Origin of the sequence: Sphingomonas sp. Leaf10, from assembly GCF_001421245.1 — a bacterium.
In the GTDB taxonomy this organism is placed as follows: domain Bacteria; phylum Pseudomonadota; class Alphaproteobacteria; order Sphingomonadales; family Sphingomonadaceae; genus Sphingomonas.
In genome coordinates this window covers 1,862-14,407 of record NZ_LMKE01000031.1, presented here as the reverse complement: position 1 = coordinate 14,407, position 12,546 = coordinate 1,862, and the positions used below count along the sequence as shown (strand labels likewise).

The 12,546-nt window shown below is 69.5% G+C and carries 15 protein-coding genes; 14 read left to right on the top strand and 1 reads right to left on the bottom strand.

From position 1 onward, the window contains the following. The 13 genes from ASE59_RS19925 to ASE59_RS15280 all read left to right on the top strand — a co-directional run. The coding region (locus tag ASE59_RS19925) for a hypothetical protein (RefSeq protein ID WP_056458198.1) at nt 1–184 on the top strand (184 nt) is incomplete at its 5' end. Next, complete coding sequence (locus ASE59_RS15335) at nt 181–561, top strand: DUF3168 domain-containing protein (protein WP_056458196.1); 381 nt, start codon at nt 181–183, stop codon at nt 559–561. The genes ASE59_RS19925 and ASE59_RS15335, both read left to right, overlap by 4 nt. A gap of 206 nt (nt 562–767) precedes the next feature. Further along, nucleotides 768–1,175 (top strand): phage major tail protein, TP901-1 family, encoded by a 408-nt coding sequence (locus ASE59_RS15330; RefSeq protein ID WP_056458193.1) that lies wholly within the window; start codon nt 768–770, stop codon nt 1,173–1,175. Next, nucleotides 1,172–1,483 carry a gene transfer agent family protein gene (locus ASE59_RS15325; protein ID WP_056458189.1) on the top strand — a complete coding sequence of 104 codons (312 nt, stop codon included), beginning with the start codon at nt 1,172–1,174 and terminating at the stop codon, nt 1,481–1,483. The genes ASE59_RS15330 and ASE59_RS15325 overlap by 4 nt, the downstream gene beginning before the upstream one ends. Next, nucleotides 1,480–1,671 (top strand): phage tail assembly chaperone, encoded by a 192-nt coding sequence (locus tag ASE59_RS15320; RefSeq protein WP_056458186.1) that lies wholly within the window; start codon nt 1,480–1,482, stop codon nt 1,669–1,671. The genes ASE59_RS15325 and ASE59_RS15320 overlap by 4 nt, the downstream gene beginning before the upstream one ends. Next, entirely contained in the window at nt 1,664–2,209 is a 546-nt protein-coding gene (locus ASE59_RS15315) for a hypothetical protein (RefSeq protein ID WP_056458183.1), read from the top strand. The genes ASE59_RS15320 and ASE59_RS15315 overlap by 8 nt, the downstream gene beginning before the upstream one ends. Before the next feature lies 1 nt (nt 2,210). After that, nucleotides 2,211–4,499 carry a DUF2460 domain-containing protein gene (locus ASE59_RS15310; RefSeq protein ID WP_056458180.1) on the top strand — a complete coding sequence of 763 codons (2,289 nt, stop codon included), beginning with the start codon at nt 2,211–2,213 and terminating at the stop codon, nt 4,497–4,499. After that, complete coding sequence (locus ASE59_RS15305; protein ID WP_056458177.1) at nt 4,496–5,278, top strand: DUF2163 domain-containing protein; 783 nt, start codon at nt 4,496–4,498, stop codon at nt 5,276–5,278. The genes ASE59_RS15310 and ASE59_RS15305 overlap by 4 nt, the downstream gene beginning before the upstream one ends. Next, on the top strand, nt 5,275–5,634 hold the full coding sequence (locus ASE59_RS15300) for a hypothetical protein (RefSeq protein ID WP_056458175.1): 360 nt from the start codon (nt 5,275–5,277) through the stop codon (nt 5,632–5,634). The genes ASE59_RS15305 and ASE59_RS15300 overlap by 4 nt, the downstream gene beginning before the upstream one ends. A 51-nt stretch (nt 5,635–5,685) precedes the next feature. After that, complete coding sequence (locus ASE59_RS15295) at nt 5,686–7,800, top strand: phage tail protein (RefSeq protein ID WP_056458172.1); 2,115 nt, start codon at nt 5,686–5,688, stop codon at nt 7,798–7,800. Further along, on the top strand, nt 7,800–8,300 hold the full coding sequence (locus ASE59_RS15290; protein WP_200913303.1) for a DUF2793 domain-containing protein: 501 nt from the start codon (nt 7,800–7,802) through the stop codon (nt 8,298–8,300). Before ASE59_RS15295 ends, ASE59_RS15290 begins: the two co-directional genes overlap by 1 nt. A 107-nt stretch (nt 8,301–8,407) precedes the next feature. Further along, nucleotides 8,408–9,529 carry an OmpA family protein gene (locus ASE59_RS15285; RefSeq protein WP_056458166.1) on the top strand — a complete coding sequence of 374 codons (1,122 nt, stop codon included), beginning with the start codon at nt 8,408–8,410 and terminating at the stop codon, nt 9,527–9,529. A 99-nt stretch (nt 9,530–9,628) separates the two neighbouring features. After that, nucleotides 9,629–10,438, top strand: coding sequence for an APH(3')-I family aminoglycoside O-phosphotransferase (locus ASE59_RS15280; RefSeq protein WP_056458163.1), 810 nt, complete (start codon nt 9,629–9,631; stop codon nt 10,436–10,438). On the opposite strand, the gene ASE59_RS15275 is transcribed toward ASE59_RS15280, so the two are convergent. Beyond that, a complete protein-coding gene (locus tag ASE59_RS15275; RefSeq protein WP_056458161.1) occupies nt 10,430–11,164 on the bottom strand; it encodes a YgfZ/GcvT domain-containing protein in 735 nt (244 codons plus the stop codon). The two genes, ASE59_RS15280 and ASE59_RS15275, sit on opposite strands and share 9 nt — an antisense overlap. 45 nt (nt 11,165–11,209) lie before the next feature. On the opposite strand from ASE59_RS15275, the gene ASE59_RS15270 reads away from it, so the two are divergent. Then, a complete protein-coding gene (locus ASE59_RS15270; protein WP_056458158.1) occupies nt 11,210–12,538 on the top strand; it encodes a dihydroorotase in 1,329 nt (442 codons plus the stop codon). Nucleotides 12,539–12,546 lie beyond the last annotated feature (8 nt).

Genomic DNA, 12,546 nt, shown 5'->3' with positions numbered 1-12,546 from the left:
GGGCGCGGCGGTCGCCGAGCGGCGGGCGGCGGTGGTGCGGGCGCGGGTCGTGGCGGCGGCGCGGGACGTGCCGGGAGTGTCGGTCGCGGTCGAAGGCGACGGGGTCGTGCTGTCGGGACGCGGGCTGGTGCGGCGGATGATCGTCGATCCGGTCTTGCAGGATATCGCGGGGTGGGGGCGATGATCGCGGGGACGTTGTTGCAGGCGATGTTGGTCGCGCGGCTGCGGGGCGCGCTGGCGGGGGCGAGCGTGTTCGAGGCGCCGCCGGTGCGATCCGCGCGGCCGTTCGTCGTGGTCGACATGCCGGTGCTGTCGGACTGGGGGACCAAGGATGCCGCCGGGCGCGAGGGACGCGTCGTGGTGCAGCTGTTCGACGATGGCGAGGTGCCGGAACGGCTGCGGACGCTGGCGGCGGTGGCGGAGGGGGCGGTGCTGTCGGCGCCGGCCGGGTTGGCGGGGTGGCGGATCGTCAGCCTAGTGTTCGTGCGCAGCCGGGTGGTGCGCGAGGGCAAGGGCTGGGTCGGGTCGGTCGAGTTTCGGGTGCGGATGCTGGCGGGGTGAGGGGGCGGGTTCACCCTCACCCTTCCGCGGCTGCGCCGCTCCTTCCCTCTCCCGCCGGGAGAGGGACTTTACCCCCCTCCCTGGAAGGGAGGGGTCGGGGGTGGGTTGGCCTGCGAGGAAAGGTGCGCGTGCCACAACCGGCCCACCCACCCCCAGCCCCTCCCTTGCAGGGAGGGGAGTAGGTTGAGACATATCAGGAAATTATTATGGCGGCGGAGAAGGGTAGCGCGTTCCTGTTGAAGATCGGGAACGGGGCGGTGCCGGTGGCCTATGCGACGGTCGCGGGCCTCAGGACGACGCAGTTGAGCGTCAATGGCGAGGCGGTGGCGATCACCAGCAAGGATTCGGGCGGATGGCGCGAATTGCTGTCGGGCGCGGGGGTGCGGTCGGTCAGCGTGTCGGGGGCCGGGGTGTTCACCGGGTCGAACGCCGAGGTGCGGCTGCGCGGCAATGCGCTGTCCGGCACGATCGACGATTACCGGCTGACGTTCGAAGGGGGCGAGACGATGACCGGGCGGTTCCTGGTCACGCGGCTCGACTATGCCGGCGATTATAATGGCGAGCGCAATTACACGCTGGCGCTGGAATCCTCGGGTCCGGTGGTGTCGGCATGAGCGGCGCGGCCAATGGCGCGCGCGGCGAGGCCAGTTTGCGAGTGCGGGGTGAGACGCTGGTGCTGCGGCCGAGTTTCGCGGCGCTGGTCGCGGCGGAGGGGGAGGTCGGGTCGCTGTTCGCGCTGGTCGAGCGGGCGGCGGCGGGGCGGCTGACCCTGGCCGAACTGGTGGCGCTGCTGTGGCATTGCCTGCGCGATCCGGCACCGATGTCGCGCGAGGAGTTTGGCGAGGCGGTGACGGCGGGCGGGATCGCGGCGGCGACGCCTGCGCTGAAAATGCTGATCGCACAGATTTTGGGCGGGCGGTGAGTTTTGCCGAGAGTGCGGCGCGGGCGGCCGGGCTGGCGGGGGTGGCGTTCGGGTGGAACCCGGATGCCTTCTGGGGCGCGACACCCGCCGAACTGAACGCGCTGGTGCAGGCGGTGCGGGGCGATGCGCCCAGCCCATGCGACCGCGCGACGATCGACATGCTGAAGGAGCGTTTTCCCGATGGATGAGGAAATCGAACGGCTGATCGTGCGCGTGCGCGCCGATACCGCCGGGTTCGCGAACGATGTCGCGGCAATGCAGGCCAGTCTGGACGGGCCGTTCAAGGGCGGGGTCGAGCGGGCGGGGCGGGCGATCGAGACCGCGCTGGGTCGTGCGATCCGTACCGGCAAGTTGGATCTGGACGGACTGCGCGATACGGCGCTGAAGATATTGGCAGAGATCGCGGCGGCGGCGGTGCTGGGCAAGACCGGCGGCGGCGCGGCGGGCGGGATCGCGAATGTGCTGGGGGCGCTGGTCGGCGGTGCGCCGGGACGCGCCACCGGCGGGCCGGTCGGTCCGGCGCGACCCTATGTCGTCGGCGAGCGCGGGCCGGAACTGTTCGTGCCGACCAGCAGCGGTCACGTCGTGCCGATGCAGGCGGGCCAGGTGCGCGAGGTGCGGGTGGCGATCACCGTCAACGCGCCGGGGCAGGATGCGCCGCGTGCACTGCAACAATCGAGCCGGCAGGTCGCGCGGGCGGTGCGCGCCGCACTGATGGAGGCGTGAGATGGGGCATTGGCTGACCGAAGCGCGGACGGTGCAGGAAGCGGGGGTGCTGACCCGGTTCGATCCCGTTTACTGGACCGTCGATTTTCCGCGACCGATGATGGCGTCGGTAGTGACGACCGGGCCGGAGGCGTTGCGGGTCGATTGCACCTTCTATCGGCGCGACGATCTGGCGGGGCTGATCTGGGCGTCGGAGGACCGGCACGATCACCCGCTGCTGCGCTACGAGACGGCGCGCGATTATCGCGACTGTTCGTTGCGGTTTCGCTGGCGGTCGGCGGGTATCCGGCCGCTGGATGCGACGCACGGACCGGTGCTGACGATCGAGGGGCGTGATGCCGATGGCGTAGCCCGCGCCTGGTATGTGCGGCTGTGGAATTATGCGGTCGGCACGCCGGACGATGCCGAGATCGCGATCGATTTTGCCAATGTGGTCGGTGGATATCAGCTGCCCGACGATGCGGTGCCGGTGTGGGCGGGGGATGTCGACCGGATGTTCGTGTCGCTGGTGCCGCCGGACTATGATGGCGGTGCCGGGTTTTTGGCGGCGCCGGCCGAGGGCTGGGTCGAACTGTCGGCGATGCGGTGCGACGGGCCGGGATCGGTACTGACGGTCGGCGACGTGATCGTGCCCGAACATGGGCTGCGCATCGCGAGCGGCTATGACGACAGCTATCACCTGACGCCGGTACGGTTGCTGCACAATGCGCTGCGGCTGGGGTATCGTGGCGCCCTCGTCCATTATGTCGGGATGAGCCATTATTTCCGGCTCGAACGGTCGGGCGACGGGTTGTTCGTGTCGCTGGCCGGCGGGGGGCTGAACGGCCCTTGCGCGGCTTGGCATCGCGACTTCGCGGTGCGGGCCGGGACGCTCGGCTATGATGTGATCTGGTCGCTCAGCTACGAATTGTTCGATGCGCATTGCTGGGGCGACTGGAAACAGCGGGCGAGTGACGGGTCGCCGGCGCTGACCGGATGGGTGCCGCCATCGACGCTGTTGTCACCCGCGCATGGCGGGGCGATGGCATATTTGCAGGCGGTGGCGCGGGCGTTCGTCGGGATCGGGCGGGCGGCGGGGGGCAAGGGCCGGTTTCAGGTCGGCGAGCCATGGTGGTGGGTGACGACCGATCATCGCATCTGCCTGTATGATGCCGCGGCAAAGATGGCGCTGGGCGGTAATCCGGTCGTCATCGACGATGTGCGTGGTGAATTGAACGCAGCCAAGCGCGCGGCGCTCGACCGGGCGGGGCAGTTGCTTGCCGCGTCGACGGCGGCGCTGGTCGCGGCGGCGAGGGGTGCGGGGGCGGAGGAAGCGCTGTTGCTCGCCTATCTGCCGACGATCCTCGATGCCGCCAGTCCGCAGGTGAAGCGGGCAAATCTGCCGGTCGGCTGGGCGAAGCCGGCATTCGATGTGCTGCAACTGGAGGATTATGACTGGGCGGCGACCGGCAATGTCGGATCGACCGCGCGCGGCGTGACGGCGGCGGGGGTGAGGCTCGGCTATCCGGTCGGTGAACAGCATTATTTCTCCGGGTTCGTGCTGCGCCCGGAAGATCGCGGGCAATGGCCGGCGATCGCGGCGGCGGCGGAGGTCGCGCGGGGGCGGGGCGTGGCGGAAACCTTTGTCTGGGCGCTGCCGCAGGTGCTGCGCGACGGGTTCACCTATTTTGAAGAGGAGGGGGATATGGAGGCGTATGACGACGTGCGCTTTCCGCTGGCGCTGGGCGCGCAGGCGGAGGTGATGCCGGAGACCTCGACCGCGATCGCGGTAGGTGCCGGGGGCGCGGAGGCACGCAATGTCGACTGGGCCGAGCCGCGGACGCGCTATGATGTCGGGCCGGGGGTGCGGTCGGAACGCGACGTGGCGGTGCTGCTGGAGTTCTTTCGGGCACGGCTGGGGCCGGCGCGGGCGTTCCGGTTGCAGGATCCGTTCGATCACGCGACGGGCGCGCCGCCGGCGTTCGGCGATGTGGCGATCGGGACCGGTGACGGGATGACGACGCGGTTCGCTTTGGTGAAGCGATACGGCGCGATGGTGCGGCGGATCACGCGGCCGGTGGCAGGAAGCGTGCGCGTTGGCGTCGGTGGTGTCGAGACGCAGGGCTTTGCGGTGGTCGCCGGGGGCTGGGTGCAGCTCGACGTCGCGCCGGCCAAGGGCGTGGTGGTGACGGCGGGGTTCGGCTTCGATGTGCCGGTGCGCTTTGCCGAGGACCGGCTGCAGGTGGCGCGCGCGACGTACGGCGCGGGCAGTGCGGCCAGCGTGCCGCTGATCGAGGTGCGCGAGCCATGAGTGCGGTGACGACGCTGACCTGGTGCTGGCGGATCGACCGGCGCGACGGGGTGACGATCGGGCTGACCGCGCATGACCGTGATGTGGTGGTGGATGGCCTCACCTATCGCGCCGCGCCGGGGATGGTGCCTTCCGCGATCGTGCGCGACGATACGCTCGACGCGCCGGTGATGGCGGTCGAAGGTGCGCTGTCGCATGCCGCGATCGGGGCGCGCGACCTGCTGGCGGGGCGCTATGACGGGGCGCGGGTGGCGGTGTTCGCGGTCGATTGGGAGGCGCCGGGCGCACCGGTGCCGGTCGCGACCGGGCGGATCGGCGGGGTCGAGACGCGGCGGGGAAGTTTCTCGGCGGAATTGCTGGGGGGCGAAGTGCGGCTGGACGCGCCGGTGGTCGAGGCGACCTCGCCCGGGTGTCGCGCGACGCTGGGGGATCGGTGGTGCCGGGTGGCGATGGCGGGGCGGCGGCGGATCGTGCGGGTCGTGGCGCAAACGGGCGCGCGGCTGACGCTGGCGGCGGGGGCGCAGTTCGCGCGGGGGCGGCTGCGGTGGATCGGCGGGGCGAATGGCGGGCTGTCGACGATGATGTTGGCCGCCGATGCCGATGGCGTGACGCTGGAACTGCCGCCGCGCTTCGATGGAACGGGGGCGCTGGTCGAGATTGGCGAGGGGTGCGACGGGACGCTCGCCACCTGTCGCGACCGGTTCGGCAACGTCGCGAATTTTCGGGGGGAGCCGTATCTGCCGGGGATCGACCTGCTGACGCGCTATCCGGGGGCATGAGTCCGGTCGAACGGGCGCGCAGCGTCGTCGGCGTGCGGTTCCGGCGACAGGGGCGGGGGGCGGAGGGGTTCGACTGTGTCGGGCTGGTCGGCTGGGCGCATGGGGTCGACGTGCCGGCGGACTATCCAGGGCGCAGCGGCGATGTGGCGCGGGTCGCGGCGGTGCTGGCGGCGGCGGGGTTTCGCGAAGTCGACCGGGCGGCGGCGGGCGATGTGCTCCTGATGCTGAGCGGACCGGGGCAATTGCATCTTGCGCTGTCGAACGGGGGCGGGGCCATTCATGCCGATGCGGTGGCGCGGCGCGTGGTCGAGCGGCGCGACGTGCCGTGGCCGGTGATCGGCATCTGGCGGCGTTGATTTGATCCGCTCGCGCGGGCCGGCACCGCTCTATTACAAAAGGAGGGCGATATGGCGACGGTAGTGCTGACCGTGGTGGGTGGCGCGATCGCCGGGCCGATCGGGGCGGCGGTGGGGGCGATGGCCGGGCGGGCGATCGATGACCAGCTTTTTGCCGGGCCGCCGCGCGAGGGGCCAAGGCTGCGCGAATTGCAGGTGCAGCTCTCCAGCTATGGCGCGGCGATCCCGAAGCTGTTCGGGTCGATGCGGGTGGCGGGGACGGTGATCTGGGCGACCGACCTGCGCGAGGCGGCGACGACCAGCGGCAAGGGTTCGTCGCGGGTGCGGCAATATAGCTATTCGGCGTCGTTCGCGGTGGCGCTGTCGGCGCGGCCGATCCGGGGGATCGGGCGGATCTGGGCGGAGGGGAAGCTGCTGCGCGGGGCTGCCGGCGACTGGAAGACGCGGACGGGGTTCCGCTGGTATCCGGGCGATGAGGCACAGGCGCCCGATCCGCTGATCGAGAGTATCGTCGGGATCGGCAGGGCGCCGGCGCATCGTGGCATCGCCTATGCGGTGTTCGAGGATCTGGCGCTGGCCGATTTCGGCAACCGGATCCCGTCGCTGACCTTCGAAGTGATCGCCGATGATGGGGCGGTACCGGTCGGGCGGATCGCGGAAGTGCTGGGCGACGGCGCGATCCGGGCGGAGAATGCCGGGCCGGCGCTGATCGGCTATGCGGCGAGCGGTGCGCGGGTGCGCGACGCGGTGGCGGCGTTGGTCGATCCGCTGGGCGGCTGGTATGCGCCCGACGGCGAGGGGACGCTGCTGCGGATCGGTGCCGGCGCGGCGCGGACGATCGTGGACGACGGACCGGTCGGGGAAGCTCCCGAATGGCGGCGCGCGCCGATGGTGCCGAGCGACGTCGCCATCGCCTATCACGACATCGCGCGCGATTATCAGGCGGGGGTGCAACAGGTGCTGCGGCCGGGCGGGGCGCGCCGGATGCTGCGGGTCGAGCTGCCGGCGGTGCTGGATGCGGCGGGGGCGGCGGCGATTGCCGGCGAACTTGCGGCACGCGCGGTGCTGGCGGGCGAGGTGCGGACGGTCGTGCTCGACTGGCGATCGATCGATATCGCGGCGGGCGACCGGGTGACGATCGCGGGTGAGGCCGGACTGTGGCGGGTGCGGCGGACCCGGATCGAGGCGATGCGGGTCACCATCGAACTGGTGCGGATCGCGACCACGACGCTGCCCGCCCCGGCGGCGGTCGGGCAGGCGAGACTGGCGGCGGATGTGGTGGCAGGCCGGACGCAGCTGATGCTGGTCGAACTGCCGGCGGAGGCGGGCGACAGCGTGCCGAGCGTCGCTGCCGTGGCGGCGGGTACCCGCGAAGGTTGGCGGCGGGCGATGCTGCTGACCGGCGACGATGCCGGCGGCTGGACCGAGATCGGCGAGAGTGCGGCACCGGCGGTGGTCGGCACGGTGATGCTGCCGCCCGGTGCGGCCAGCGCACTGATCGAGGATCGGCGCAATATCATCGAGGTGACGTTGCTGCACGATGCGATGACGCTGGCCGGGATCGATGGGATCGGGCTGGATCGCGGCGGCAATGCGGCGCAGGTCGGCGACGAGATCGTGCAGTTCGCGCACGCCGAGCGGATCGGCCCCGCACGCTGGCGGCTGTCGGAATTGTGGCGCGGACGGCGCGGGACGGCGGCGGCGATGACGGGTCACGAGGCAGGCGAGGCGTTCGTGCTGCTCGACCCCGCCACGTTGCGGCGGATCGAGGAGCCGGTGCCGGCGGTCGGACAAACGCTGACGGCGATGGCAGTGGGGATTGCTGCCGACGATGTCGCCACCGCGACGATCCGGCCCGCCGGGCAGGGGCTGGTGCCGCCGGCGCCGGTCCATCTGACGGTCGAAATACGGGGCGGAATGCTGGAGGTGCGCTGGATACGCTGCGTGCGCGGCACGGTCGCGTGGCGCGACGGGACCGGGGTGCCGATCGGCGAGGAGCGCGAGGCGTATCGCGTGACGTTGGGCGACGGCCGGATCGTCGAGGTAGCCGAGCCGCTGCTGCGCATCGCCCCTCCGATCGCGCCGCTGACCGTCGCGGTCCGCCAGATCGGCACCAATGGCGCGTCGGCGTCCGCAATCCAGACCTATCGACCGGAGACGAAGTGATGACCGAACAGACCAGCCGCCTGTCGCTGCCACTGCTGCATGCCTCGCAGGCGCAAAAGGAAATGACGCATAATGAAGCGCTGACGCTGATCGACCTGCTGTTGCACGGATGCGTCGCGGGCGTTGCGGAGGATACGCCGCCGACGACCGCGACCGTCGGTTCGTGCTGGATCGTCGGGCCGACACCGACCGGTGTCTGGGCGGGCAAGGCGCGGCAGATTGCCGGCATGACCGATGGCGGATGGCGATTCGCACCGCCGCGCGAAGGCATGCGGCTATGGTGGTCCGGCAGCGAAACGACCGTGGAGTTCCGCGGGGGTGCGTGGCGGGTGGGCGAACTGCGCGGCGCCCGTTTGACCATCGACGGCGTGCCGGTGATCGGACCGCAACGTGCTGCAATCGCAGCGCCCGAAGGCGGTTCGGTGCGGGACGAGGAGGCGCGAAAAACGCTGTCGGCGGTGTTGGCGGCACTGCGCGGGCATGGCCTGATCGCCGCCTGAAACCGTGGCAATCGTGCAACACCACGATTTTTGTGCGCTTGCGCGGAAACTATCGCTTCGATACTTGGTTTGCGCTGTCCGTAGGACAACTGTGAAAGGGGACTAGAATGCGGAAGCTTGCCGTCACTTTGGCGCTCGCGACCACTGCGCTCGCAACTCCCGCCCTCGCCCGCGACAACGCGTGGTATGTGGGTGTGGAAGGCGGCGCGATGATCGTCGAAGACATCGATTATGATCTTACCACGCCGGCCGGTGGCGTCACCACCGTCGACAGCAACTATGGCTATGACGTCGGTGGCACCGTCGGTTACGATTTCGGTGCGCTCCGCATCGAAACCGAAGTCGCGTACAAGAGCGCGACCGTCGACGAACTGCGCACCACCGGTTCGATCGCAACCGGCGCGACCACTTCGGTCGGCGCAGGCACGTACAGCGGCGGTGGCCGTACTTCGGCGCTGTCGTTCATGGCGAATGCCCTGCTCGACTTCGGCGATGACGATGCCATCAGCGGCTTCGTCGGCGGCGGTGCCGGTGTCGCGCGCGTCAAGGCGCACGACTATCGCGTCGTCAACAACTTCGCGGCACTCGACGATTCGGACACCGTGTTCGCATGGCAGGCTCTGGCGGGTATCCGCGCGCCGCTGAGCGAAAACGTCGACGTTTCGCTGAAGTATCGCTTCTTCAACGCCGATGACGTTCGCCTCGTGAACGTTCGTGGCGTCGGCTATGACGGTCGTTTCCGGTCGCACAGCCTGCTCGGCGGTCTGACCTTCAACTTCGGCGCGCCGACCCCGCCGCCGCCGGCTCCGCTGCCGCCGGAACCGGTTGCTCCGCCGCCGCCGGCTCCGGAACCGACCCCGCCGGCTCCGGTCGTGACCTGCACGCCTGGACCGTACATCGTGTTCTTCGAATGGGATAAGTCGGACGTCACGCCGGAAGCGGCTGGCATTCTCGACAACGCCATCTCGAATTACCAGTCGTGCGGCAACGCCAACGTCATGCTGGCAGGCTTCACCGACCGTTCGGGTTCGGCACAGTACAACGTCGGTCTGTCGCAGCGTCGCGCTGATGCGGTCCGTGCGTACATGGAAGGCCGTGGCGTCTCGGGTGGCGTGATTTCGACCGAAGCGTTCGGCGAAGCCCGTCCGCGCGTCGAAACCGCCGATGGCGTCCGCGAACTGCAGAACCGTCGCGTGGAAATCACCTACGGTCCGGGTTCGGGCATGTAATTCAGCTTCCAACCGAAGCAGAATTTCCGGAAGGGAGGTCGGGCAACCGGCCTCCCTTTTCGTTTGGGCGACCGGGGCAACCGGAGAACGGAGCGAAGCATGGACGAACGGGAGAGCGCCTGCGCGCCGATCGCGGTACCGGCGGGATTGGCCGGCGACGTCGCGGGGTATCGCTGGGCGCGTGACCGGGTGGGCGAGTCCGGCGGCGTGATCCATCGGCTGCATGGCAGGGCGGACGCGCCCGACCTGTTCCTGAAGCATGGCGACGGCGGGGTAGCGGGCGATATCGTCGACGAAATGGCGCGGCTGCGCTGGCTGACCGGACGGATCGCGGTGCCGGCGCTGGTGCGTTGCGAGGTATCGGCCGATACGGCGTGGCTGCTGACGACCGCCCTGCCGGGGCGGACCGCGTGGCAGATCCTGGACGCCGAGCCGGAGCGTGGCGGCGAAATTGTGGATGCGCTTGCCGATTTCTTAGGGTCGCTTCATGCGATTCCGGTCGGTCAGTGCCCGTTCGATAGCGGGCATATCGTTCGGCTTGCGGCGGCGCGGGTTCGTATCGATGCCGGCCTGGTCGAGGAGGATGATTTCGACGACGCCCGACAGGGCTGGACCGCCGAACAAGTGTGGAATGCGATGCAGCGGCTGTTACCGTTGACCCCCGATCCGGTGGTGACGCACGGCGACTTCTCGCTCGACAATCTGCTGATCGACGACGGTCGGGTCGTCGGCTGCATCGACCTGGGCCGCGTCGGGGTCGCCGATCGCTATCAGGATCTGGCGATCCTCGGCAATTGTCTCGACGAATTCGACGATGGCCTGACGCAGCGGTTGTTCGCGCGCTATGGCATCGCCCAGCCCGACCGGCGCAAGATCGACTTCCACCTGATGCTCGACGAGTTATTTTGAGGTCGGGGCCAGTGCCGCGACGAGCCAGTCGGGGCGGAGCGCCTCGCCCAGATCGTCGACCTTGCGATGTTCGATCGCGAGGCCGAAATGCTCGTGGATCAGCCGGGTACGCGGGCCGGGGGTCGTCGTCGGCACGACGACCAGTCGCCGGTTGACCGTCGAACGATAGTTCATCCGCGCGGTATTTTCCTGGCCGACATAGCAGCCCTTGGTAAAGCTGACCCCGTTCAGCTCGCGGGCATTGCATTCGAGCCAGAGCGTCTGGCCATCGCCCAGTTCGGCGCGGCCTTCGGTCACGCCGTGGCGGAGGCGGTGTTCGGTCCAGCCTTCGGCCCGGTCGCCGGGCGTCGCTAGCCAGCGGCGGCCGAGCGCGGCCAATCGTGGATCGGGAAGGCCGTGTTCCCCGGTCGGGGACCAGTGAACGCCGAGGTCAGTGCGCTCGATCGTCACCGCGCGACGCAACCGGTAGAGCGTCAATCGCTTGGCCAGCGCATCGGCGGCGTCGGCTTCGCAATCGATCAGGATGGCGTCGTCGTCCGTCCAGAGGATGAAGTCGAACAGCGCCTTGCCCTGCGCACTGAGCAATGCTGCCCATTGCGGTGTGTCGAGCGTGACCGTGCCCATGTCCTGCGTCACCAGCCCTTGCAGGAAGGGGCGCGCTTCGTCGCCGCCGATGCGCAGGACGGCACGGTCGGCAAGCCAGGTTCCGGGGGTGGTAACGGTCATGGCCAACAGGTAGGACGACCCACCCCCTGGCTACAAGAGGCGGCAATGGCGACCTTCGATACCAAGCTTACCGGTGGCACCGTCCACCTTCCCGGCGGCCCGGCGCGCGTCGATATCGGCATCACCGATGGCCGCATCGCCGGCATCGGCGTGGCCGGCGATGCGGGCGAGACGATCGACTGTACGGGCCTCGACATCCTGCCCGGCGTCATCGACACGCAGGTCCATTTCCGCGAGCCGGGGCTGGAGCACAAGGAAGACCTGGCCAGCGGATCGATCGCGGCGGTGATGGGCGGCGTGACCGCCGTGTTCGAAATGCCGAACACCAAGCCCGCGACCGATACCGAGGAAGCGATTGCCGACAAGCTCGCCCGCGCGAAGGGGCGGATGTATTGCGATCACGCCTTCTACGTCGGGGCGACCGCGCGCAACGCCCATCATCTCGACGAACTGGAGCGATTGCCGGGAACGGCGGGCGTCAAGATCTTCATGGGATCGTCGACCGGCGACCTGCTGGTGTCGGAGGATGACGACCTGCTCCGCGTGCTGCGATCGGGGCAGCGGCGCGTGGCGATCCATGCCGAGGACGAGACGCGGATGATCGCGCGCGAGGGCGAGCGCGTGAGCGGCGATCCATCGTCGCATCCGGTATGGCGCGACGACGAGAGCGCGCTGATCGCGACGACGCGCATCCTGCGGCTGGCGCGTGCGGCAGGGCGGCGGGTGCACGTGCTGCACGTCACGACGCCGGCCGAACTGGAATTGCTGGGCGCGAACAAGGATATCGCGTCGTGCGAGGTGACGCCGCAGCATCTGACGCTGGCCGGAGAAGATGCCTATCCCCGGCTTGGCACCTATGCGCAGATGAACCCGCCGATCCGGTCGGGCGCGCATCGCGACGGGCTGTGGTTCTGGCTGAACCAGGGCGTGCCCGACGTCATCGGATCGGACCATGCGCCGCACACGATCGAGGAGAAGGCGAAGCGTTATCCCGCGACGCCGAGCGGGATGCCGGGGGTGCAGACGCTGCTGCCGCTGCTGCTAAACCATGTCGCCGAAGGGCGGCTGACGCTGCAGCGGCTGATCGACCTGACCAGTGCCGGGGCGCAGCGTATCTTCGGGTTGGCGGGCAAGGGGCGGATCGCGTTCGGCTATGACGCCGACTTTACCGTGGTCGACCTGAAGCGGCGCTGGACGGTCGAGGAAAGCTGGCTGGCGTCACGCGCCGGCTGGTCGCCGTTCACCGGCGATACGCTGACCGGGCGGCCGGTCGGGACGATCGTGCGCGGGCGGACCGCGATGTGGGAAGCCGAACTTATCGGGGAGGCGCAGGGTGCGCCGGTTCGGTTCGAGTCTACGGCGTTTCGGCGGTAACGGGGGCA